The sequence below is a fragment of the Paenibacillus glycanilyticus NBRC 16618 genome (assembly GCF_004000805.1).
Taxonomy (GTDB): Bacteria; Bacillota; Bacilli; order Paenibacillales; family Paenibacillaceae; genus Pristimantibacillus; species Pristimantibacillus glycanilyticus.
This window is the reverse complement of sequence record NZ_BILY01000003.1, coordinates 36,471-61,618: the sequence shown is the minus strand read 5'-3', so window position 1 is coordinate 61,618 and position 25,148 is coordinate 36,471. Positions and strand designations below refer to the sequence as shown.

At 47.7% G+C, this 25,148-nt stretch carries 18 protein-coding genes and 1 riboswitch; of the genes, 16 read left to right on the top strand and 2 right to left on the bottom strand.

The annotated features are described in order from the left end of the window. Window positions 1–28 precede the first annotated feature (28 nt). The 5 genes from PGL01S_RS02890 to PGL01S_RS02870 are packed head-to-tail and all read left to right on the top strand — an operon-like array spanning window position 29 to window position 4,910. Window positions 29–949, top strand: a complete 921-nt coding sequence (locus PGL01S_RS02890; RefSeq protein WP_127491201.1) for a polysaccharide deacetylase family protein — start codon at window positions 29–31, stop codon at window positions 947–949. A gap of 36 nt (window positions 950–985) precedes the next feature. Continuing rightward, a complete protein-coding gene (locus PGL01S_RS02885; protein WP_127491199.1) occupies window positions 986–1,483 on the top strand; it encodes a YcxB family protein in 498 nt (165 codons plus the stop codon). A 21-nt stretch (window positions 1,484–1,504) separates the two neighbouring features. After that, a complete protein-coding gene (locus PGL01S_RS02880; RefSeq protein WP_127491197.1) occupies window positions 1,505–2,464 on the top strand; it encodes an AAA family ATPase in 960 nt (319 codons plus the stop codon). Window positions 2,465–2,475: 11 nt separating this feature from the next. Further along, window positions 2,476–3,582, top strand: coding sequence for a DUF58 domain-containing protein (locus PGL01S_RS02875; protein ID WP_127491195.1), 1,107 nt, complete (start codon window positions 2,476–2,478; stop codon window positions 3,580–3,582). Further along, on the top strand, window positions 3,579–4,910 hold the full coding sequence (locus PGL01S_RS02870; RefSeq protein WP_127491193.1) for a DUF4129 domain-containing protein: 1,332 nt from the start codon (window positions 3,579–3,581) through the stop codon (window positions 4,908–4,910). The genes PGL01S_RS02875 and PGL01S_RS02870 overlap by 4 nt, the downstream gene beginning before the upstream one ends. Here the strand turns inward: PGL01S_RS02870 and PGL01S_RS02865 are convergent, their stop codons facing one another. Further along, window positions 4,911–5,888, bottom strand: a complete 978-nt coding sequence (locus PGL01S_RS02865) for a YpdA family putative bacillithiol disulfide reductase (RefSeq protein WP_127491191.1) — start codon at window positions 5,886–5,888, stop codon at window positions 4,911–4,913. It lies immediately after the preceding gene. A 180-nt stretch (window positions 5,889–6,068) separates the two neighbouring features. Between PGL01S_RS02865 and PGL01S_RS02860 the strand changes: the two genes are divergently transcribed. The 3 genes from PGL01S_RS02860 to PGL01S_RS02850 all read left to right on the top strand — a co-directional run bounded on the left by PGL01S_RS02860 (window position 6,069) and on the right by PGL01S_RS02850 (window position 10,485). Beyond that, window positions 6,069–6,602, top strand: coding sequence for a hypothetical protein (locus tag PGL01S_RS02860; RefSeq protein WP_015844274.1), 534 nt, complete (start codon window positions 6,069–6,071; stop codon window positions 6,600–6,602). Window positions 6,603–6,912: 310 nt separating this feature from the next. Beyond that, window positions 6,913–8,658, top strand: coding sequence for an ABC transporter ATP-binding protein (locus PGL01S_RS02855; protein WP_127491189.1), 1,746 nt, complete (start codon window positions 6,913–6,915; stop codon window positions 8,656–8,658). 18 nt (window positions 8,659–8,676) lie between these two features. Beyond that, on the top strand, window positions 8,677–10,485 hold the full coding sequence (locus PGL01S_RS02850) for an ABC transporter ATP-binding protein (RefSeq protein WP_127491187.1): 1,809 nt from the start codon (window positions 8,677–8,679) through the stop codon (window positions 10,483–10,485). A gap of 2 nt (window positions 10,486–10,487) precedes the next feature. Here PGL01S_RS02850 and xerS read toward each other — a convergent pair whose 3' ends face one another. Further along, the gene (gene xerS, locus PGL01S_RS02845) at window positions 10,488–11,585 is read right to left on the bottom strand and encodes a tyrosine recombinase XerS (protein WP_127491185.1); all 1,098 of its coding nucleotides are present in this window, start codon (window positions 11,583–11,585) and stop codon (window positions 10,488–10,490) included. A 232-nt stretch (window positions 11,586–11,817) separates the two neighbouring features. Here xerS and PGL01S_RS02840 point away from each other — a divergent pair, with 232 nt between their 5' ends. From PGL01S_RS02840 to PGL01S_RS02805, 8 genes are all read left to right on the top strand, one after another. Beyond that, complete coding sequence (locus PGL01S_RS02840) at window positions 11,818–12,483, top strand: cell wall hydrolase (RefSeq protein ID WP_127491183.1); 666 nt, start codon at window positions 11,818–11,820, stop codon at window positions 12,481–12,483. Between the two features lie 221 nt (window positions 12,484–12,704). Next, a complete protein-coding gene (gene rpiA, locus PGL01S_RS02835) occupies window positions 12,705–13,379 on the top strand; it encodes a ribose-5-phosphate isomerase RpiA (RefSeq protein WP_127491181.1) in 675 nt (224 codons plus the stop codon). 31 nt (window positions 13,380–13,410) lie between these two features. Beyond that, a complete protein-coding gene (locus PGL01S_RS02830; RefSeq protein ID WP_127491179.1) occupies window positions 13,411–14,163 on the top strand; it encodes a metallophosphoesterase family protein in 753 nt (250 codons plus the stop codon). Window positions 14,164–14,258: 95 nt separating this feature from the next. Continuing rightward, a riboswitch (cobalamin riboswitch) is annotated at window positions 14,259–14,437 on the top strand. Between the two features lie 157 nt (window positions 14,438–14,594). Continuing rightward, the gene (locus PGL01S_RS02825) at window positions 14,595–16,232 is read left to right on the top strand and encodes an S-layer homology domain-containing protein (RefSeq protein WP_127491177.1); all 1,638 of its coding nucleotides are present in this window, start codon (window positions 14,595–14,597) and stop codon (window positions 16,230–16,232) included. Window positions 16,233–16,244: 12 nt separating this feature from the next. Next, window positions 16,245–17,168, top strand: a complete 924-nt coding sequence (locus tag PGL01S_RS02820) for a DUF4430 domain-containing protein (RefSeq protein ID WP_127491175.1) — start codon at window positions 16,245–16,247, stop codon at window positions 17,166–17,168. Then, window positions 17,165–18,055, top strand: a complete 891-nt coding sequence (locus PGL01S_RS02815) for an energy-coupling factor transporter transmembrane component T (protein ID WP_127491173.1) — start codon at window positions 17,165–17,167, stop codon at window positions 18,053–18,055. Before PGL01S_RS02820 ends, PGL01S_RS02815 begins: the two co-directional genes overlap by 4 nt. Beyond that, complete coding sequence (locus tag PGL01S_RS02810) at window positions 18,028–20,505, top strand: ATP-binding cassette domain-containing protein (protein WP_244935491.1); 2,478 nt, start codon at window positions 18,028–18,030, stop codon at window positions 20,503–20,505. Before PGL01S_RS02815 ends, PGL01S_RS02810 begins: the two co-directional genes overlap by 28 nt. A gap of 38 nt (window positions 20,506–20,543) precedes the next feature. Then, window positions 20,544–24,980, top strand: coding sequence for an S-layer homology domain-containing protein (locus PGL01S_RS02805; protein ID WP_127491169.1), 4,437 nt, complete (start codon window positions 20,544–20,546; stop codon window positions 24,978–24,980). Window positions 24,981–25,148: the final 168 nt, after the last annotated feature.

Genomic DNA, 25,148 nt, shown 5'->3' with positions numbered 1-25,148 from the left:
TGCTAATTAGAGAGAGGATGTGCCCGAGATGAACGTTGCAGCATCGCTTGGATATGGCAGCCAGGAACGATTGTTAATTATTAACGCGGATGATTACGGACTGTGTCAGTCAACCAATAAAGGAATACAGCAGCTGCTTCAGGAACAGGCGGTAAGCTCGGCAACCCTAATGATGCCGTGCAAGTCCTCTCGCGAAGCGGCTCTTTGGAGTGCCAATCATCCGCAATTTGATGTGGGCATCCATTTTACGTTTACAAGCGAATGGGATTCTTACCGTTGGGGGCCGGTTCTCAAAGGCAGTGATACGCAGTCGCTGGTAACCGCCGAAGGGTATTTCCCGAAAGATTGCAGAAGCTTCGAGCTTCAGGCTGAACCTCAGCAGGTGAAGAAGGAAATGATTGCTCAGATCGAAGCCGCGCTTCAATTGGGAATGACTCCTACGCATGCCGATAACCATATGGGAAGCTTGTACGGACTAGAGACGGGCAAGAACTTTCTGAAGGAAGTATTCGAGGTATGCGCGGCTTACGGACTGCCGTTTCGGATGCCCCGAAAGGTGGCAGCCGCGAACGGTCAGATGGTTCCGCCCGAGCTGGAGGAGCAGGCCCGTCAGCTTGGTTTGCTGGCTCATGCCATGGGAGTCGTCGTGCTTGATTATCTGATAGGGCTTCCGTTTCCGCTTAAAGCGGGAGATACTTTCGATAACGTAAAAGCGGACCTGAAGCAGCAGTTGAAGCAGCTGCAGCCAGGCGTATCCGAACTCATATTCCATCCGTCCCTCGTGACCGATGAGCTTCTGGCTTTCCACGGCCAGCCCGAGAAGCGGGGTATGGAGTTCCAATTGTTCCGCGACCCGGATGTCCAGCAGACATTGCGGTCGGAAGGCATTCGCCTGATCCGCTGGAGAGATTTGCAGCAGCTTCAAAGCACGGTATACGGAAGGCCGTAACATAGAAACGGGAAATGTTTTAATGGGGGAAAATTTTTGGAAACCATACGCTTTCATTATGGCCAGCATGCCGCTAGAGCGATGAAAAGTTTATATTTTCAAACCTTACGAATTCGACTGACGTGGGTTTTCGAAGTTTTATTGGTTATAACTTGTTTTTCGCTTGCCGTCGTTACGAATTCTAGGCTGCTGGCGGTTATTGCGGCCGCGGTCGTTGTATTAGCGCTATTAAACTATGTAACCCAATGCATTGTTCATCCAAGGAGAATCGTTAAAGACAGAAAGCTTAACGGAGAGTTCGAATACAGCTTTAATTCCGATCATCTTAAATTAACGGTGACGGATGGTACATCCAATGTGAATTGGAGTCACTTCGCGAAGGTCTGGGAGAACGAACACTATTATTTTCTATTCCATAATAAGAGGCAGTACTGGATTATCCCGAAAGAATCGTTCCGTAATAGCGAGCAGGAACAAGTATTCCGTCGAATCGTTCAAAGTCATCATCCCATAACAACGGGAGTCATCCGATAACCGGACAAAGGAGACGCACTTATGTCATTTCAATCGATTAACCAATTAGCGGAGAGACTGAAGTCAAATATCGGCCAGGTTATTGTTGGAAAAGAAAGCGTTACCGAATTGTTATTTATCGCCTTAATTACTTCAGGCCATGTTCTGCTCGAGGATGTGCCCGGCACGGGGAAAACGCTGCTCGCCAAGTCGCTGGCGCAATCGCTGAAGCTTCAATTCCGCCGGGTACAGTTCACGCCGGACCTGCTGCCTTCCGATTTGAGCGGGATCCAATACTACAATCAGAAAGAGGGCGGCTTCGAGTTTCGTCCGGGGCCGCTCTTTACGAATCTGCTGCTTGCCGACGAGATCAACCGCGCAACTCCGCGGACGCAATCCAGCCTTCTCGAATGCATGGAAGAGCGGCAGATTAGCGTTGACGGAGAGACGAAACGTCTGGACAAGCCGTTTATGGTCATCGCTACACAAAACCCGGTAGAGCATCAGGGCACGTTCCCGCTGCCGGAAGCGCAGCTTGACCGGTTTCTGTTCAAGATCCAGATGGGTTATCCGACTACGGAGGAAGCGCTTCAAATCCTGAAACGCTTTAATAATGCCGATCCGTTATCGCAATTGGATGCGGTTGCAGCCGCTTCCGATATTACGGAAGCCCAGCGTCATTATGCGGAAGTCCGCATAGAAGACGAAGTGCTGCATTATCTGCTGCAGCTGATCGAACGGACCCGCACGCGTGACGATATCCTTGTAGGCGTAAGCCCGCGCGGCAGCCAGGCGCTTCTAAGAGCTTCGCAGGTTAATGCGATTCTGCGCGGCCGCGATTACGTGACGCCGGATGACGTGAAGGCGATGGCGAAGCCGGTTCTTGCGCATCGTCTGTCTCTAAGGGGAATGCAGAGGTCTCATAAGCATGCGGAAGACATCATTGAAGATATTATCCGGCAAACCGCGGTGCCTGCGGAAGCTGGAATCGGCTCCCGATAGGGGGTCAGCCGATGATTATATTCTGGGTAGCGTTTGCGGCAATTATCGTCTTTTTCCTGCAGGCCAAAATCTTTCATAAGTATGCCTTGCGTCAAATCGGGTATGAACGGCAATTTCAAAAAAGGGTAAGCTACCGAGGCGAAACGATCGAGCTGGTCGAGCAGTTGACCAATGCCAAGTGGCTGCCCGTACCCTGGATGCGGGTCGAATCCCAGTTGTCCTCGGATTTAAGGTTCCACCGTCAGGATAATCTGGAAGTGAGCAGCGGAAAGCTGCTGCAAAATCATAAAAGCTTTTTCACCCTCATGCCTTATACGAAAATTACGAGAAGACACCGCATTGTATGCCAGAAGCGGGGGTGGTATAAGCTTCAGTCGGTTACCATGACGGCAGGCGATCTGCTGGGCTTTCTGCATCAGACGAAGCAAATTGCGTTAAATGGCGAGTTAATCGTCTATCCGACGCCGGCAGAGGTGCCGGTTCATGAGCTGCCCTCCCATAGCTGGCAAGGGGAGCTGTCGGTTAGACGCTGGATTGTCGAGGATCCGTTTGTCGTGATGGGGACCCGCGAATACCGTTCCGGCGATACGTACAAAATGGTCAATTGGAAAGCAACGGCCAGAACCGGCAATCTTCAGGTTCATCAATACGACTATACGGCGGATCGCAGGCTGATGGTCTATCTGAATGCGGAAGACAACGAAAGCATGTGGCGTTCCATTAATGACGAAGAGTTGATTGAGCGCGGCATCGAATGGGCGGCGGGTGCGGCCCAGGCGGTTATACAAGGCGGAATGGAAGCGGGCTTTTGCACGAATATGCCCATTATCGGGGAGTTTGGAAGCACGTTCGTTGAACCGCGCAGCGGCGGAGGGCATCTGACTGATATTTTCGAGGTCATGGCAAAGCTTGAGCTTGTCCGGACGGAGCCATTTGCCGATCTGTTAACGCGAGAAGCGGACAGCGGTTACTCCCAGCGCGATGTGCTTGTGATCTCCAGCTTCTGGAACGATCAGCTTGAGCTTCAGGCGGACAGGCTGCGCCGCAACGGGAATGCGGTTGTTCATTGGAAGCTGACTCCCAATCCGGTTCAAGAGCAGGCAGGTGAGGCAGGATGAACCAATCGAAAAAGCATCAGCCAATGCTGCATTTGCTTCAAGGGAGCATCGAAACATTATTCGCCTTGCCTATATGGTTTGTCGCGCTTTTCTATACGTCAACCGATGCGTTAACGGCATTATGGCTTTTAACCGTTCCGCTCATTTATATGGCTGGCGCGTTGTGGATCGGGAAGCTGAAAAATAACCGCAGAATATACCGGCTGCTATTGGGGATTCTGCTTGGCGCGCTTCATGCGGGCGTGATCTATGCCGTGTTAATGGCCTTTCAGGCGGATCTGCCGGGGGCAGCAGCTATTCTTCCGGTACTTCTTGGAGCCTTTACGGCTGTTAGAGGAATGGGAGCAAGCACAAAAAGCTGGCAGGTTATTTTTCCGAATAATCTTATGTTTGTCAGCATCATTTTGTACACGATACTAACAATAGTTGCTCATCTTCAGGAAAAGCTGCAGCCGTATTTTACGTTTCTGACCTTTTGCGGCATTGTTGCTCTTATTCTAATGCTTTACATCGTTAATGAACGATTATTGTCCTATGAGACGCAATCCGGAGGAGCTATTCAATCCTCGACGACCAAAGTGTTCAAACGGCAAAACCGGTTTATGCTGACGATTGTAGCCGTTCTATTGCTTATAGCCGGATTGTTCCGCCAGCTGCAGTCTTCCATTGAATCGTTTTTCCATGCGGTAATGAATAAAATATTGGGTTGGATGGACGGTTCGGGCGAACCGATTGAAGAAACGCCTTCCGATACGCAGCCGCCTCCAAGCGGACTGCCTCCCGCAGAGGCGCATGATCCGCCGGCTTGGCTGGAAAGATTGGAGCTGGTTGCGAAATACATTGGGATCGCGCTGCTCATCATCGGTGTCGCCGTTCTCTTGTTCTTTATCGGCCGCAAGCTTTATCGGCTCTTAAGCAAGGTCTTGGGAAGAATCTGGGAACGGGCAGCCGACAGCAGGGAAGGCACCGTTGGTTACACGGATGAGGTTGAGAGTCTGGTTGACCGGACCAAATGGAGCGTACGGTTAGGCAAATCTAACCGGAAGAAGGAAGCACGCTGGGAAGAGCTGTCGACGGCAGGGGAGAGAATCCGTTATCTGTACCGGAGATACGTTGCGGCAGCGGTAGGCCGGGGATATGATTATAAGCCTCACTACACGGTTAGAGAAACGACGTCGGATATTGGAGCCTGGAGCAGCAAATCCGCCACGCAGGCAGACGCCGATAAGCTTGCCCGTCTATATGACGAGGTTCGTTATGGCAGGCAGGAGCCAAAAGAAGAACTCGTCCAATCCCTTAAGAAGAAATTGGACGAGCAGCGTAAATAATTAACGAAGCGAAACAATATGTTCGGCAATCTTGTTGCCGTGGAAGCGGCCGGATTCTATGAAGATTTCATTCGCTTCATGCTTGGAGGCAACGACACCGGCCAGATACAGGCCGGGTACGTTTGTCTCCATTGTTGTTTCATCAAAGTACGGGAAGCCTTCTTCCTCGATGCGTACACCGGAGCTCGTCAAGAATTCGCGGTCGGGATGGAACCCGGTAAGGGCGAGCACAAAATCATTGGCGACTGGATGACGCCCTTCCGGAGATTCAACGATAACATGACGTTTATCGATCTCAACAACCCGTGATTCAAATAACATGCGAATGATGCCGTTATTGACTTTGGCTTCAAACCCGGGCCGTACCCAAGGTTTAATGCTCGAGGAGTAGCCTGCGCCGCGGTAAATGACCGTTACCTTTGCCCCAACCCGTTCCAGCTCGAGCGCTGCGTCGATAGCGGAGTTGCTGCCGCCGATAATCGCGACTTCCATGCCGGTATAAGGATGAGCTTCGCGAAAGAAGTGAGTGACTTTATCCATCTCTTCGCCGGGGATGCCGAGATAATTCGGATGATCGAAATAGCCGGTCGCGACAACGACGTAACGGGCTTCATATTGTTTTTCTTCCCCGTAGCGGTCTGCGCTGGTTAAACGGAACAGCCCGTTGTCCTGCCGATCAACCCGGAGAACCGTTTCGTAAGCATTCACGCGCAAGTTGTTGCGGAGCGCGGCAGTCCGGTAATAATTGATCGCCTCAAGCCGTGAAGGCTTATCATTAGGCGTCGTAAACGGGATCTCTCCGATTTCCAGCCGTTCCGGCGTACTGAAGAAATGCATGTATGTAGGATACATGGAAATGGAATGGGCGATATTGCTTTTTTCGATAATGACGGGATGAAGTCCGATCCTCTCAAGCTCAATGGCAGCGGCAAGGCCGCATGGACCGGCTCCGATAATAATGGCTTCTTCTTTGATCATTTGTAGTGGAACCTCCTTAAACGAAAAAAGAGTATGACTGATTAATCATGTCTGTAAACATTACCCTTCATTGTACAGCTACCCGCGGATTTTATGCAAATTTGGCGAATGGCTATCTTGTACAGGGGAGGTATTATTGTATAATAATGTGGAACCGTGGTTAGAGAAGGAGGGGCAACTATGCGACGGCGATTTGTTATAGAAGCGGTTATGGTGGCAACGTATGGACATCTCCTAATTCCGAGCCGTCCGATTGATTACGTCGTGCCTTATTCATCTATTCTTGAATTGTACGATATGAGAGACGGGGCAGAGCCGGTAATGGATGATCCGGAGGATGACGCGCATGTAAAGAGCAAAATTGGCGAGCTCATTACCTTTTTCGAGGATCCGCTCAACCGGAAAAAAATCGAACGCGCCATGCAGGTACCATGGCGGGAAAGCTCTCCGCTAATCTTAAACGACAGGATTCAGTTCACGATTGTACATGCCGTAGATAATGCGCATTATGGCGAATACTTCGATCCGATCGAGACAGAGCTGCTTCTGACCAGCTCGAAGCTGCAAATTCCGCTCTTGTCCGATCAATTCGAATTTCAAGATAAGCTGCTCGAAGCAAGAGTGCCTGTCCAGGTATACGATATCGAAGATTTCGAGTTTGCGGTAGAAGAAGGCATTTCCATTAAGGATACGAGTCAGTTCGGCGATTCCTAAAAAATTAATGGCGATTCGACAAAATCAGCTATTGCAAGAGAGAGAGTCCGTCTGTTACGATACGAACAGATTACACGAAATACAAATCCGAAGGGAAAGGGGTGTCCGGTATGCGGAATCAACAACAGGCAATGATTGTTCTGGTTCGTTTTTTCCATGCATGCCGTACAGGCCGCCTTCGCGATGCGACGCCAATAAGCGGGTAACAATCTGTTTAATGGCGTTTACATCTTTGCAAGGATCCCGAGCCTAATTGCGGCTTGGGGTCTTTTTTTGTTTTTTTCAGGCGAGAGGGGAGGCATACAAGACAGTGAAAGTATTATTGCGGGTGTTAGCGTACGTTAGACCAAGCGCGAAATGGGCGGCAGCAGCCATAGTCGTTATGCTGTTCGCTACGATCTTCGACCTCGTGGCGCCGTGGATATTGCGCGAGATCTTTGACGAAGGCATCAAAAAGGAAAATGTATCGCTTATTTTATGGTTAACCTTGCTCTTGATCGGGGTTCAGGCGTTAAAGAGCGCCGGGATGTTCGTGCAGGGCTATTCCCAGGAGCTTGTCGGGCAAAACGTTGTGTTTATGCTTAGAGAGCAGCTTTACGCACAGCTGCAGCGGTTATCCTTCTCGTACTACGACAAGGCACAGACCGGACAGCTGATGTCGCGAATGACCGGCGATATCGAAGCCGTCAAAAACTTTGTTGGTTTTGGCGCAATGGGCTTGCTGACCGGTTTATTGACCTTTGTGGGAACGATGATTTTTATGCTATGGATGAATTGGAAGGTGACCTTGATTAGCACGGTTACGATTCCGATTATCTTGCTTATTTTATGGTGGTTCAGCAATAAGGTTGGTCCTGCCTGGTCCAGTATCCGTGAGCAGACCGGCCGGCTGACGACAACTCTTCAGGAAAACATAGCGGGCATCCGAGTTGTGAAATCGTTTGCGACGGAAGCGGTCGAGCAGCAAAAGTTCGCCGAGCGGAACAAACAAAACTTTGATACCAATATGGACCGCGCAAAATTGGAAGCGAAAGCATTCCCGCTGATGGGATTGTTTGGCGGATTAACCTTTGTTCTGATGATCTGGCTGGGAGCGGTATACGTGGCTCGCGGAGAGATGACGCTGGGGACTTTTATGGCTTTCCAATGGTATACGTGGGGAATCATCTGGCCGCTCAACATGCTGGGCTGGCAGATCAATATTATGCAGCAGGCAATCAAGGCGGCTCCGCGCGTATTCGAAGTTCTCGATACGCCTAGCGATATTGTAACGCCGGAGAACGGAGTCCAAACCGATCGCATGCGAGGGCAGGTCTCTTTCCGCAATGTAAGCTTCTACTTTAATGACCAGGATCAATCGAAGGATCAACCGATTCTGAGCGGCATTTCCTTCGAGGTCGAGCAGGGTGAAGTCATTGCCGTATTAGGCGCAACCGGCTCGGGGAAAAGCAGCCTGATTGCGCTGCTGTCCAGGTTCTACGACGTTTCTTCCGGCACGGTACAGATCGACGGGATTGATGTTCGCGATTACGACTTGGACGGTCTGCGCCGCAGCGTGGGTATCGTACCGCAGGAGACGTTTCTGTTCTCGGCTTCTATTCGGGACAACATAGCATACGGCTATCCGGATGCAACAATGGAGCAAATCGAGAACGCGGCTCAAAAAGCGCAAATCCATGATTTTATCACAACGATGCCTCACGGGTATGATACCTTGATTGGCGAGCGGGGCGTTGGACTATCCGGCGGCCAGAGACAAAGGGTAGCTCTTGCGAGAGCGATTCTGATGAATCCGCCGATTCTGGTCCTCGACGAAGCAACAGCCAGCGTGGATACGGCAACGGAGTCGGCCATCCACGAAGCGCTGCTTGAAGTCATGAAAGGCAGAACAACATTCATTATTGCGCAGCGTTTGTCCTCGATTCAGCATGCCGACCGCATTCTCGTATTGGAACAAGGTCGACTGATCGAGCAGGGGACCCATAAACAATTAAGCGAGCGGAACGGATTCTTCCGTCAGCTGTTTGAACGGCAGAAGCTCGCGGCAGGACGCTAACGGACGGGAGGGGAATACATGAGTCAAGTGGAATGGGATGACGACAGCGAGATTGAAGAGAAACCCTTTAATCCCGCCTATATGAAGAGGCTTCTTGGCTATTTAAAGCCATATCGCAAGACGCTTACCCTCATTATAGGCGTTGTCCTTGTCAATATGATTTTAAGCCTGGCAGAGCCTCTGCTGCTTGGATATTTGATCGACGATGGCATTACAAAAGGGGATTTTACCGCTATTCATCTGTTCGGTATTACCTTGCTAGGCATCAAGCTGATCGGCTGGGGCTGCGGCTGGGTACATACCAAATACATTAACTTTACCGGCCAGCGCATCTTGTACGATCTTCGCCAGCAGCTGTTTAATCATCTGCAGAAGCTGTCCTTCCGCTTCTTCGACGGACGCCCGGCAGGAAAAATTATGTCCCGCATTACGAATGATACAAACGCCATTGGCGAATTGATTAACGGCGGTTTGATAACAACCGTTATGGAAGTAACGCATCTGGTCGGAATCGTGGCGATTCTGCTCTGGATGGACTGGAAGCTGGCTCTTCTGTCCTTCATTATGATGCCGCTTCTGTATCTTATCGTAAATCGGCTGCGTCCGAGAATCGAAGGCGCATGGACCCGTTCGCGCAAGACGATGTCGGCCATTAACGGACATTTGAACGAAACGATTCAAGGCATCCGCGTTGTTCAGGCGTTCTCGCGCCAGCATAAGAACAGCGCAAGGTTCGAAGGGATCAACTTCCGGAACAAGCAGGCCTTCATGCGCGCCATTATGCTGGAGTCAACCGTATATCCGCTGGTCGAACTGGTGGGAATGATCGGTACTTGCATCGTCGTATGGTTCGGAGCCAAACAAGTCATGGACGGTGCGCTTACGATCGGTTTCGTCATGGCCTTCATCAATTATTTATGGCGCTTCTGGGGACCGCTCAGCGCATTGTCCAAGGTGTACAGCCAAGTGCTGTCGGCGATGGCTTCCGCGGAACGGATCTTTGAAATTCTGGATACCGATGCCGAGGTAACCGATGCTGCCGACGCGCGCCGCATGCCGGCGATCCAAGGCGAAGTGGCGTTCGAGAACGTATCGTTCCGCTATGAAGAATCCAAGCCGGATGTTCTTCATGGCGTAAGTTTCCGGGTTCGTCCAGGGCAGCGCGTTGCGCTGGTTGGACCAACGGGAGCTGGGAAAAGTACAATCGTTAATCTGCTTATGCGGTTCTATGATGCAACCGGCGGCAAGGTTACGATTGACGGAATGGATGTCAAAGACGTTACGCTGGAATCTCTGCGTAGACAAATGGGAATCGTACTCCAGGATTCGTTTATTTTCTCGGGAACAATCGAACAGAACCTGCGGTATGGCAATGACGGGGCAACGAGGGAGCAAATGATTCAAGCCTCGGAAAGCGTACGTCTGGACCGTGTCGTTGCGTCAATGAATGAGGGCTATGATACCGAAGTAGAGGAGCGGGGGTCAAAGCTGTCGGTTGGCCAGCGGCAATTGCTTGCGTTCGGAAGGGTGCTGCTATCCGATCCGCGGATCCTTATTCTGGATGAGGCCACCTCAAGCGTAGATACCGAAACGGAGCAGCATATCCAGGAAGCGCTGGAGACTTTGCTGAACGGGCGCACCGCCTTTATTATCGCGCACCGTCTCTCGACGGTACGCGACGCGGATCTTATTCTTGTTGTCCAGGACGGACGAATCGCGGAGCAAGGCTCGCATAATGAATTGATGAAGCATGGCGGTCTGTACGCGAAGCTGGTGAATACGCAGCTTAACATGCAGGAGGCCGTGTTAACGCAAGTCGAAGCTTAATTTTAATTCGCGGCTTCGCTTGCTTGTTTAATCCGGTCGATCGCTTCTGCCATCGTTTTATCCGTAAGATGGGCGTAGATTTGGGTCGTCTCGGGAGAGGCGTGCCCAAGCTGCTCCTGGGTCATATAAATATCGTTACGCAGGTAATAATCGGTTGCGAACGAATGGCGAAGCTTATGTACGCTTAAGTAAGGCTTGCCGAATCGCTTCGCATATTTGATTACCATTTCCTGAATGGCGCGTTTGGTCATTCGAGAGCCTTCTTTTTTGCCGTTAGCAATGGCAAGGAAGAGGGCTTTTTCGCGTTTAGGCGCTTTGTAATGAGAGTCCCTCATTTGCAAATAGGCCGTTAAATCATCAACCGCCTCCTGGCGGAAATAGACGGGAGTCTTGAACGTGTCGTCATTCTTGCCTTTTCGGTAAACATAGGCGAGCTTCTTTTTCACGTCAATGTCATCGGTATTGAGATTGACGATTTCGGAGACGCGAAGGCCGGAATGAAGAATGAGACTGATAATACAGCTGTCTCTGGTTCGATTCAATTGATAGGAATATAACGCCTGCTTGTTCTCCGCAACATCCTTCTCGTAATCGGCATGAATATAGGCCAGAAATTCGTGAATTTCTTCTTCCTGCAGCAGCTTGCCTTCCAGCTTGGCCGCCGTGTCTTTCGGCTTATGCGTCCGCTTGATCGAGACCTTGGCCATCACGTTCCGCTTCAGCAGCGGATAGAACTCCTCATCCTCGGCGATCTGGCTTAAGTAATGAAAGAGCGACCTTAGAGACGACAGCTTGCGCGTAATGGTCGTTCTGGTATTGCTATGGTTCGGATTGGTGGCAAGGAACATCCGAAAGGAATCAATGCTGTCCATATGCAGTCGTTCAAGCTCGATAAGCTGGACATCCTTCACCTTTTCCGCGCTCGATAATCCTTCCGCAATCAGCCATCCCATAAATGTCTCGTAATCTCTGACATACTCCAGCAATGAAGAGGGAGAGAGGTCGGGAAGCTTATAGTTGATAAATTTCTCCACATACCAGGGCATCATCGGAACACGCCGGTCGAGCTCCTGCCGATCCTTGATTTTGATCACATTCAATGCTGTTCACCTCGCTTCGAATCTTCCTATATTGTACCAATTCAAGCGATAGGGGACAATCGGAACGATCCAAGCGTAAGGAAAAAGTTAGCTTAGCAAATAAATGTAATTAATGTATTTGGGTTACTATAATTTTTTTTGTATGTTAAACTCGTTAAAAACCTGCCGTTGCATAACAAAATTATTCCAATTAATGATTTATACAAATATTAATAAAATGAGAGGAGTATTAATGTTGATTAATAATCAAATTTATAAATATAGTATTTCCATTATTCTAGCATTTATGATGACGGTCGCCATGCCGCTTCAGGCTGCGAAAGCAGCGGCGCCCGCTACGCTCAGCTATGGCAGCTACGGTCCGGATGTGCCGGATTTACAGTTCCGTCTGAAGACGATGGGCTATTTCGATAATACGGCGATTACGACGTTTTACGGCAAAATGACAGAAGAGGCCGTTCGTAAATTCCAAGCGGATTACGGACTTAAACCGGATGGTGTAGCGGAGGAAAAAACCTGGACCGAGCTGAAAAAGGTCTCTGCAAATCAGGAAGAGCTCGATCTTCTGGCACGTATCGTTTATGCGGAAGCGCGCGGAGAGTCCTACAAGGGCCAGGTTGCCGTTGCGGCGGTTGTATTAAATCGTCTTGATGCTGACGGCTTCCCGAAAACCATTAAAGGCGTCATCGAACAATCCGGCGCATTTACGGCGGTGGATGACGGCCAATACAAGTTGAAGCCGGACTCTACTGCTTACAAAGCCGCGCTTGATGCGCTTGGCGGCAACGATCCTTCGCAAGGCGCGTTGTATTATTTTAATCCGAAGACGGCTACGTCGAAGTGGATCTGGTCCCGCAAGCAAATCGTTCACATCGGCAATCATATCTTCGCGGTATAAGATTGTTAAGAAGGGCTGTGTACAAAGCTTGCCCGATATCGGCATGGTTTATTTAAAGAAAAGAAATAATGCGTAAAGGCACATTCCCGCTCGGATCGAGCAGGAATGTGCCTTTTATTTAATAAAGAATATAAACCTGCCCTATATTTCCTAACATTCATAGCTTTGTTATACTAAATATTAAATCCTTTGCACAAATTCTAAATAAATAAGGTGATCTCATGGAATCGAAACGTATTGCAGCAGAAAAAGCAGTTGAACTCGTTAAAGACGGGATGAAAGTAGGACTTGGAACGGGCTCTACCGCCTATTGGGCGATTCAAGCAATTGGCCGCCGGGTGAAAGAAGAAGGGTTATCCATCCAAGCGGTCGCGACTTCGGTTCAATCCGAGCAGCTGGCGAAAGAACTTGGCATTCCGATGATGCCGTTTGCCGATGTCGACGTGCTTGATTTGACGATTGACGGGGCGGATGAAGTAGATCCTGCCCTGCACTTAATCAAAGGCGGAGGCGGCGCTCTGCTCCGCGAGAAGATTGTAGCGGCTGCAAGCAAGCAGCTGATTATTATCGTGGACGAGAGCAAGGACGTGAAGCAGCTCGGCATATTCCCGCTGCCGGTCGAAATTGTTCCGTTTGCGTTCGAGCTGACGGTGAAGAAGCTTCGCAAGCTGGGCTGCGAACCGAAGCTTCGCAAGAATGGCGATGAGCTGTATGTGACTGATAACGGCAACTATATTGCGGATTGCGAGTTTGGGGCTATTGCGGATCCGGAAGCGCTTCATGATGACCTGAACCGGATTCCCGGCGTTGTGGACAACGGATTGTTTATCCATATGGCAAGCCTTGTTATCGTAGGCTCCGCAGACGGTTCGATCCGGAGCATCACGAAGGAATAAGCCGGCCTAACGAGCAGGAAGGGTGGAGAGCATGAACAAGAGGTTTGCGTTAATAACGGATATCCATGGCAATATGCCTGCGTTAAAAGCGGCCCTTCATGAGATCGACACTTTGCAACAGATCGACTCCATCTATTGCTTGGGGGACATGATCGGTATCGGACCGGATACGAATGAAGTGCTTCATGCGCTTTTCTCCAGGAAGGATGTATCTTTTGTGTCCGGCAATCACGATGAAGCCGTGCTCGCGATTATCAAGGGTGAAGCTTATCCGGAAAGCCATTACCATTCGGAACGGCATCATAGGTGGATTGCGGAAAGAATGGACAAGTCGTTTGTCCCGCTGCTGGAACGAATGCCTCGCATGATCCGGACCGAAGCGTACGGCAGAAGGATGCTTTTTACCCATTATCATATTGCGCCTGACAAGTTTAACGATCCGATTAGCAAAGATCCGTTTAGCCCAATCGTTGAGCCAAGCCTATCCAATCTGGAAAAGCTGTTCAATGGTTGCGAAGACGCATTGATCGGATTCGGACATCATCATCCGGTACATTATTTCGTCAGCAAAAGACAAACGTTTGTGAATCCAGGTTCCCTTGGCTGTAACAATAAGTCTACCGCGAGGTACGCGATCGTTACGGTGAGCGAACAGGGTTTTGAGGTGCAACTGCAGGAGGCAGAATATGATAATTCGGCATTCCTTGCTTCCTACGAAAAGCTGGATGTACCCGACCGGGAGTTTATTTTGCGGGTCTTTCACGGAGATCAGCTGAGAGAATAGGCCTATAGAATTGAAAAATTTAGCATGACAAAACGAAGAATATTCGTTATGATGAGCAAGCAAATTGAATACGAGATAAGTATCAGGTGCCAATGATACCTTCCGCCGGTTAAGGCGATGGTATTGGATTGGTTAAAAGGGAAGTTGGGTGAGAATCCCACGCGGTCCCGCCGCTGTAAGAGACGAGTTTATGCGCATATCCACTGGGCAACCGGGAAGGGTGCATAGGCATTGACGCTCGAGCCAGAATACCTGCCTGATTCTTTTTTACACCGCAATTCTACGAGCGATAGGAGGGTGTTCATTATGCATGCTTATTTTGACATGTTTACTTGACCAAGCCCTTCAACTTTCACGAGTTGGAGGGTTTTTTGCTGTGTCTTTTTTAGTCGAAAGAAACGGGAATTAATATTATCGCAGGTGGTGATTACATGAGCAATAAATCTCTTAAATCGTTTTCTCTTGCCGCGGTCCTCATTCTTAGTCTGGTATTCAATTTATTAAGCATCGGTCCAGTCTCGGCAGCAACTCCGCTAGAGATAGATAACGTCGTTAAGGATACGGCGGCCTATTTACAACAGACCGTGGATCGCCCGGAGGTTGGATCTATTGGGGGAGAATGGGCTGTTATTGGTCTGGCACGATCGGAGTATAACGTGCCGCAAAGCTATTTTGACGATTATTATGAGACGGTCGAGAAGTATGTCACCCAGTTGAAAGGCAATCTTCATGACAAAAAGTATACCGAATATTCCAGAGTAATTTTAGCGCTGACGGCAATCGGCGCGGATCCGACCAATGTAGCCGGCTATAATCTGCTAACGCCGCTTGGAGATTTTGAAAAGACGATCTGGCAAGGAATTAATGGACCGATCTTTGCGCTTATTGCATTGGACAGCGGAAACTACGAGATTCCGAGAAACATTTCAGCAAAGGTGCAAGCGACAAGAGAGATGTACATTGACTACATACTGGCAAGACAGTTCAAGGATGGCGGTTTTGCTTTAACAGGCGATAGTGCAGATGCTGATCTTACGGGAATGGCACTGCAAGCACTAGCCAAGTATCAGGATCGAAATAATGTAAAAGCTGCTACCGATAAAGCACTCGAACGTTTATCCAAAATGCAAGATGGCTCGGGGGGGTATTCCAGCTGGGGTGTCAAAAATTCCGAAAGCTCCGTTCAAGTGCTGGTAGCGCTTTGCGAGCTGGGGATATCCGTTAACGACAGTCGGTTTGTGAAAAATGGACATACGATTGTGGACGACCTGCTGACGTATTATGGCAAAGGAAACGGGTTTCAGCACACAACGGATGGCGGTGGGGTGACCGGCATGTCTACGGAACAGGCTTTTTATGGAATAGTAGATGCGCAGAGGGTTTCCGAAGGAAAAACAAGTCTATACAGAATGTCTGACATAACTAGGAAGACGCCTTCGAATTCGAGTAATACGATTGGCCTACCTAATAAACATAAAGACGTTATAAAAATGCCTTTGCTTTCCACAAGAACGTTTAGTGATATCTCGGCAAGCCCTAACAAGAAGGCTATCGAGGCGCTTGCATCACGGGGAATCATTAATGGATTGACGTCGGATAAATTTGCTCCAAACCAAACGATGACCCGCGCAGAGTTTGCGACAATCGTAACGAAAGGACTTGGGCTTACTCCAAAAGCAACAACAAAATTCACGGATGTACTCAGCGGTACCTGGTACTCGGGCTATATCGGGACGGCCAATACTTACGGAATAGTGAATGGCACATCGGCAACGAGGTTTTCCCCTAACAGCACAATTACAAGACAGGAAGCTGCCGTGATGATCGCGAATGCGGCCAAATTAGCTGGAATGGATACGGTGATGACAGCAGCTGAAACAAGAGATAAGTTGGCGCAATTCGGGGATTACACTAAGACTTCAGCTTGGGCTCGCGATGCGTTAGCGTTTAATTACCGCGAAAATATTTTGTCGCAGGAGGCCCTTAATATTGAGCCTACGGTCGCTGTGAAGCGTGCGGAAATTGCAGAGATGCTATATCGCTTGCTTGATGCCTCCAAACTGTTATAAAGGAACGATAAGATGAAGCTTACAAAAAACAAAATTATTGCGTCAGTCTTTATCGTTGCCGTTCTGATTATTGCTTACTTTGGAATCGGATCTCCCGGTAATCATGAAAAACTATCGGGTACTGCTATGGAAGATGCCGTTAACGTCTCAGCAGATCCGACGCCGGATAATAAAGCAGAGGAAACGGCCAATCCTGAAAGTAGCATGCAACAAGAAGCAACGGTTCAGCCTTCTGCCGAAGCTGAACCGTCGAACTCGCCGGACGCTTTAATAACTCCGGAGCCATCGCTTACGCCTACGCCGGAGTCTAAAGATTCGGATCAACAAACTGTTAAACCGGAAAAAGACGTTAATCCGACTAAAAAACCGCTGCAACCTGTTTCTACTAAATCGCCTGAACCGTCGATGTCGGTTAATCCCGAGACTGGCAAGGATCTATATTTGACCGATCCTGTGCCTTCCGGGAAGCCTCTACCGGAAGAACCGCAGGATGCTGTCGTAACAGACAAGAAAATGACCGCCTATCTTTCCGTAAGCGTTGAGACGATTCTGGACAATTTGGATAAGCTTGACCCGGAGAAGCTTGAACTGGTACCCAAAGACGGCATTATTTTCGCGAAGCAGGAAGTGACTTTTTACGAGGGCGAGTCCGTATTCAATGTATTGCAGAGAGAAATGAAGAAACACAAGATTCATCTGGAGTTTGAGAATACACCTATGTACAATTCCGCTTACATCGAGGGCATTAACAATCTTTATGAATTCGATTGCGGTGAATTGTCAGGATGGATGTACAAAGTAGACGGATGGTTTCCGAACTACGGAAGCAGCCGTTATAAGTTGAAACAAGGTGACGTCATAGAGTGGGTGTATACTTGCGATTTAGGCCGAGATGTAGGAGATACGTATAACGCCGCGGGAAATGATGCTTCATGAAGGACTCCTTTTCCGAATTTCATCCTATCGTTAATTTTGCTTATTTTGCACTCATCATAGGTTGTTCGATGGTATTTATGCACCCGGTATGCCTTGTGATTTCAATCCTTTTTTCCTTTCTTTACTCGATCTATTTAAACGGGAAGAGAGCCATCAAATTTAATCTTCTTTATATGATTCCAATACTGATCGTAACGGCGTTGATTAATCCGGCGTTTAATCATGAAGGCATCACGATTCTTGACTATTTGCCCAGCGGTAATCCTTTAACATTAGAGTCCATTACTTACGGTATTGCTTCGGCCACGATGTTTATTTCGGTGATTTGCTGGTTTTCCTGTTATAACGCCATTATGACTTCGGATAAATTCATCTATTTATTCGGCAGGATTATTCCAGCTCTGTCGCTAGTGCTATCAATGGTTTTAAGATTAGTCCCCAAATTTAAGACACAGCTTGCTGTCGTATCGTCAGCTCAGCGTTGTATCGGGCGAGATGTCTTTAATGGCAGTATACTGGCGAGAATCCGTAACGGTACACGCATTTTATCCATTATGACAACTTGGATGCTGGAAAATGCGGTGGAAACGGCAGCGTCCATGAGGAGCCGCGGTTACGGCTTAAAAAGGAGAACGGCTTTCTCATTGTTCAGGTTCGAACGCCGTGATCGTTCTGCTCTGCTTGCCATCGCTACTGTGGGAGGATATACCCTATTTGGCTCCTATTCAAATGCCATGTATTTTCGTTACTTTCCTTCTATGCGAGGAACAGAGATATCCGTTTATAACGCAAGCGTATTTCTAGCATACGCATTGTTATGTTCGATTCCATTAGTCATCAATGTTCGGGAGGGGATTCGGTGGAAGTATTCTCAATCGAACGTTTGACCTTTTCTTACCCAGGTTCAGATCAATTAGCCATCAGAGAAGTTACTTTTTCCATTCGTGAAGGTGAATTCATTACATTATGCGGCAAATCCGGCTGTGGAAAATCGACGCTACTCAGGCACCTAAAGATGGAGTTGTCACCACACGGCAAGAGGAGCGGGCAGATTAGATATAGAGGTACGCCAATTGAAGAAGTCGAGCGTCGCGTACAAATTGCGGAAATCGGGTATGTCCTTCAGTCTCCGGACAATCAGATTGTGACGGACAAAGTTTGGCACGAGCTGGCCTTCGGACTGGAGAGTTTAGGCTTCAATTCCTCGGAAATTCGCAGGCGAGTAGCTGAAACAGCCAGTTTTTTCGGTATCCAGGAATGGTTTCATAAGGAGGTAACCGAGTTGTCCGGTGGGCAAAAGCAGCTATTAAATCTTGCGTCGGTCATGGTTATGCAGCCGCAGGTGCTCTTGCTTGATGAGCCAACAAGCCAACTCGATCCAATCGCGGCAACGGAATTCCTCAGTACGCTGGGAAAAATCAATCGTGAACTAGGCGTCACCATTATCCTTACCGAACACCGGTTGGAAGAGGCTTTGCCGATGTCCGACAGGGTGTTCGTTATGGATAAAGGCGAGATCGCTGCCATGGGTCTACCTAAAGAAGTAGGTCAGCAGCTACGCGAGCAGCGACATGACATGTTTTATGCGATGCCTACGCCGATGCGAGTTTATGCAGGAATTCATAATGCACTTGAATGTCCGGTTACCGTAAGGGAGGGACGAGATTTCCTGCACAGGCTGTCAGAGGGGCTTTCTTTTACAAAGGAGCTGTTATCGGAGAAGGAAACTTCTCTTGGCAAGCCCTCGATTGAGCTTGAAGAAGTATGGTTCAAGTATGAGAAGGATGCTGATGACATCTTAAAAGGTTTGTGCTTAAAATCCTATCCCGGTGAGATTCATGCGATTGTTGGCGGTAACGGGACAGGAAAGACAACGGCAATCTCCTTAATTGCAGGGATTCGCAAACCGTACCGCGGGAAAATCAAGCTTCATGGCAAGCCAATCGACAAGTATTCAGATGCTGAAAAGTACAACGGTCTGCTTGGAGTACTCCCTCAAAACCCGCAAGCTATATTCGTTGGCAAAACCGTCGAGAAGGATCTCCTTGATCTATTGTCAGGCCGTAAACTGGATAAAGAGATAATTCGGGAGCGAATTCAATCCACTGCTGAATTATGTGAGCTGCAGGGACTACTTAGTCGACATCCATATGATTTATCGGGAGGAGAGCAGCAGCGGGCAGCATTAGCCAAAGTACTGTTGCTAGAACCAACCATTCTGCTTCTGGACGAACCTACAAAAGGACTAGATGCCGGGTATAAGATAAAGCTTGCAGAAATATTGCAGAGACTAAAGATGCAAGGCACAACCATTGTTATGGTCAGTCACGATATAGATTTTTGCGCAAGCTATGCTGACCGATGTTCCATGTTTTTCGATGGGGTCATGGTATCGGAAGGCAAACCGCGCGAATTTTTCTCGGGAAACCGATTCTATACGACTTCTGCGAATCGAATGGCTCGTGATCTTATCCCTTTGGCAGTCACGGCCGAGGATATTGTGCAAGCCTTTGGCGGAGAGAGGGAAGACAGAATGAGCCATGAAGAAGGACTAAAATTCATTCATCCGCTGCCAATAACGAAACCTGCTGTTTCTCAGTTATCTGTCACGCCTGAGCAAATGCCGGTTGAGCATCGAATGCTCACAATGCGGACTTTGTCGGCAATGCTGATGATTTTGCTTCTCATTCCGCTAACGATCTGGTTTGGAATCTATTATTTAGACGACAGAAAATATTATTTTATTTCGCTGCTAGTCATACTAGAAACGCTTCTGCCGTTTGCGTTAATTTACGAGGGGAGAAAACCGCAGGCCAAGGAACTCGTAACTCTAGCGGTATTATGCGGTATAGGAGTAGCGGGACGTGTGGCGTTCTTTATGATCCCTCAATTCAAGCCGGTTGTAGCCATCGTTATCTTGTCCGGCGTGGCGTTTGGAGCTGAAGCGGGCTTTCTGGTTGGGGCGGTCACTGGATTCGTATCAAATTACTATTTTGGACAAGGACCATGGACGCCGTGGCAAATGTTTTCGTTTGGGATAATAGGTTTCCTGGCTGGTGTATTGTTCAAAAAAGGCTTGCTCCGCAGAAACAGAATCGCGCTTTGCCTGTTTGGAGGTCTTACGACGTTTGCCATTTACGGGACAATTATGAATATCTCGTCGGTTCTTATGACGCAGAACAAAATAACTCTTGAAATGATCATAGTTGCATGTGCCAGAGGGGTACCATTTGACATGATCCATGGCGCTGCAACCATCATATTTTTGCTGTTGTTTGCTAACCCGATGCTGGAAAAGCTGGACCGGATAAAAGTGAAATATGGCTTGATAGATTAATATTTACACTTTGAAGAAAAGAAAGAAGGTTTAATAGTATGAATTATCCAAAAAGATTCAAATCATTAATCGCACTATTTATGGTATTAACGATTTTGTTATCGTCGCAAGGCATGGGCTGGGGCCAATTGAATCAAGCATTTGCCGCAGAGGACTCGAATGACGATCAAACGATTGTTAACAACGATTACAAAACGTTGTCGCTTGGTGATACAAGTTACATCACTTCGAATCTTAATTTGCCAACCATAGGTCAAAACGGATCAAGCATTTCGTGGTCATCCGATGATGCTGCAATCGACTCTAGCGGGGGTGTAACTCGTCCGCTGTTTCCTGAGCTGAACAAACAGGTAACTCTGACAGCTACAATCTCAAAAGGCGAAGTAAGCCTGGAGAAGAATTTCAATGTAAGGGTTATTGCTTCTACGGATAAGGTAAGTGCAGCTTATATGCTTCATCAGGCACAGTACTATTACGATGTTTATAAAGAGAAATCCCTGGCTTCATGGTGGGACATTGGAGCTGTATTCGGCGGTTGGGGTTCTGTAAATGGTTACAATATCCCTGATTATTCCGGGAAGATAAAGGCTTCGCAGCCAACCGATTACGCCGGGTTTATTCTTGGCATGATCAGTGCCGGAATGAATCCGTATCAAACGCCAAGCGGCCAAAACCTAATTGAAGAATTAGTCACCACTAAGCAAGGTGAAGATGGGACGTATTCTTCTCTAAGCAATCAGCAAATGTGGGCTATTATTGCCTTAAATGCAGCTAATGCAGACAAGATTTACAACGGAACAAATCCTACCGTTCCTTATAAAAAAGAAGCAGCTGTTAAAAAGTTAATCAGCATGCAGGCGGCAAGCGGCGCATTTTTCAATGATTTGGACACAACGGGTATGGCTCTTATCGCATTTAGCGGCTCCAAAGAAATTGACGGCGTAGAAGCGGCCATGACAAAGGCTATTAATTTTATCCACTCGAAGCAGTTTCAGACAGGAAACTTTGTTGCCGGGTGGGGGAATGACAATAGTAATACCGATGCTACAGTCATATCTGGACTAGTCGCTGCTGGAGAAGATATTACAAGCTCCAAATGGACAGTCGATGGCAAAACACCGATTGATGCATTGTCCCGTTATCAAATAAAAAACGGCGGTTTCGTATATCAACTTAAACAAGGTACAGTTAATAATTTAGCTTCGTATCAAGCTATCATAGCTCTTGGAGATCTCATTACTGGGGATAGCGTTTGGAAACGCATCAAGCTTGCGGATCCGAAAACTCCTGAACAGCCTGAAGGTAACGGGCCATCTCTAGACGATCTTGATAAATATATTAATTCAGCTTCTGAGTATTTCAAGAACAGCGCCACCAGGGTAGGTACGGACTGGAGCGCTATCGGACTTGCCCGAGCGAATCAAAAACTTCCTGAAACTTACGTTCAGCATTTAATTAATAACGTCAAGTATAGCCAAGGGAATTTCGATCTTGTAACGGATCTGGAACGGACAATTCTGGGACTAACAGTTGCAGGTCAAGATGTATCGGATGCAGCGGGAATTAATCTGCTTGATAAACTTACGAATCATACGGGGATGACGGCACAAGGACTGAATGGTCCAATATTTGCCCTTATTGCTCTTGATTCCGGAAATTATTCCATTTCTGCTGACAGTGAATGGACGAGAGAGAAGTTAATTCAGCAGGTTCTATCCAAGCAAAACGAAGACGGAGGATTCTCATTAAGCGGCGGTTCCAGCGATCCTGATATGACCGCAATGGTGCTGACGGCACTTGCGCCTTATCACAATAATCAAGCTGTCATTGACGCAAGTGCTTTTGATAAAGCTATTACCTGGCTGTCCGAGAACCAGCAGGAGAATGGCGGGTATTTGTCTTGGGGCGTTGATAACAGCGAAAGTGTTGCGCAGACAATCATTGCTTTAACTTCTAACCATATAGACCCGACAGGTGCAGATTTTACTAAAAACGGCGTTAATCTGCTCGACAAACTGCTACAATTCCGACTGCCGGACGGAACCTTCTCCCATACGGTTGAGCTGACGTCTAATGGTATGGCGACAGAACAAGCTCTTCAGGCACTGGATGCCTACAAGCTATTTAAAGAAGGTAACCATGAACGTTTATACGATTTTACGAATCCTTTGCCTGGTTATGAGGCTGTACCTTCCTCAGACGTTTCAATAACAATTGAAGGTCCAGAAAATCGTATCGCTGCAGGAAGTGCGAAAGCTTCGACACCGCTTGGTGCACTTGAAGTATTTGCTGCTGCAAATGATCTTGATGTAGAGAAAACGATGTCTTGGGGCGTACTTGGTCTAACGATTCAAAGCATCCAATCCGGTTATTTCGGAACAGACGATAATGGATTTTGGGATTTCGCGATTCATCGGGGCAACAAATGGTTTACTTCCTCAAATGGATCGATGGATCAACTTGTTCTTTCACCGTCGGATGAAGTCATCTTCTATTACAATAACTGGATGACGATGCCGATTGATTCGGTAACCGTTACACCTCAAAAAGGGAATACGCTATACGAAGATGTTCCGTTTACGGTTCTTGTTAACAAAACGGAGATGGATTATAGCACGTTTGGCCTTGTACCTGTCGCTGCTGGTGGTGTTGATGTTTCCATATATAGTGCAAAGGGACAACTAATTGCCACCAAGAAGACAGATTCGGCCGGAAAGGCAGCATTTGGCCACTTGCAGGCAGGTAGCTATACCGTTTCGGTATCCGGTTATACAGCCAACAGTGCGCCTACAGTTGTTCATACGACAAAATCATTTGAGGTTCAGTCCGGATTCACATCCAATGAACTGTCCGTACCTGCTGGAGACCAGCCTAGAATCGTGGTTCCGATTGACAATAAGGATTATCTGATTCCTTTGACAAATGTCAATGCGGATAAAGAAATTAAAATTGAAATCCCTGAATCCAGTCAATCCAAGATCTATACAAATCTTGCAACTGGTCAAAACTTACCTAAAATCGAGGCCGTTAAAGGGAATGTATCTATTGTTATTCCTAAAGGGGCTCAGATTGTAAGCGCAGATTCTCCTTTAATCGAATTAATAACAACGCAAGATACCTCGGACTCTTCGTTAAGCAACAAGATTAAGGAAGTTATTGCAGCTGGTAAAACATTGGAAGGGATCAATCAAGCCGTTACATTTGGCGGTGGAATTGGAAGAGTAACCTTTGACCAATTCATTACTCTGACATTTGCAGGCTTGAAAGGCAAGGATGCTGCTTATATTGAAAATGGAGTCTCTCATGCCATTGACATATTTGCCAGCGATGCAGCAGGTACGGCCAGCGGAAAGAGTGAGTATGCGTTTTATAGCGGGAATGATCTGATTGTAAAAACCAAGCATTTTACGGACTATGTCGTTTATACGCTTCAAAGTAACAGCGGCAGTACGCCCGGTGGAGGAACAAATCCGCAGCCGACGAAGCATGTAACCTTTTCCGTAGATAAGCTTACGATTAATAAAGGGTATGTCGTACCGGTTACTAGTCTTGAACTGCGTGATGGTGATACTGTTTGGTCACTGTTTAAAAGAACACTAGATAGCCAACATATCGCTTATGATTATGAATTCTACGCTGACTATAACAGTGTTTATGTGAAGTCAATTGCCGGTGACGGTGAGTTTGATCACGGCGATGGAAGTGGGTGGAAGTATAACGTAAATGGTATATACCCGGGTTATGGTGCCAGTCAGTACGTACTAAAGGATGGGGATGTCATCCAATGGCGCTATACAACCAATCTCGGTCTTGATCTTGAAGGAGAAAACCTAGGGAATGGAGACAATGGTTCCAATCCAATCGGTAACGGTGGCGAAGAAGAAGGAAACTCCGGCAGTGGGACAGATCAAACCGTTGATTTGAAGAAGCTGTTTAGTGATGCGGACTCTATCTCTACTTGGGCACTCCAATCTATTACCGATGCGATAAAGCATGGTTTTGTTCAGGGCAGCGGCAGCAAGTTCCATCCGAAGGACTCCGTTACAAGAGCTGAGTTTGCCAAAATGCTCGTATCCGTTATTGGGCTGCCAATAACAACTCCCGCGACTGGATTTACTGACGTGAACGCAAAAAGTTGGTATGCGCCATATGTTAATGCGATTGCGACGGCTGGTTATATGAATGGTTATCAGCAGCATTTTTATCCAAACGAAAGTATTACTCGGGAAGAGATGGCGGTAACAATCGTACGTGCGCTGGGGATTAAAAATTCACAATCGGCTACTGATATTAAAGATCTCCAGAATGCATCTGTTTGGGCGCAAGGAGATATAAGTACAGTTGTTCAAAGCAGCTTAATGCAAGGGGCAAACGGCAAGTTTGACCCTCATGCTAACGTAACCCGTGAAATGGCTGTTGTTGTGGCTATGCGTGCATTTAATTACAAGCAACCTGTCGCTGAAAGCAATAAATGAGCAGATTAAATAACTGCGTCAAAGATTACTTATTTGCAAGACAGTATTGAAAGAATTGCAACTCCGTTTTAAAAAGGGGTACCGAAATAAAGAAGCAAGGGCATACGTATGCCCTTGCTTCTTTATTTATCCGGCCAGAAAAAACAATGCTATAATAGGAATGCTTTG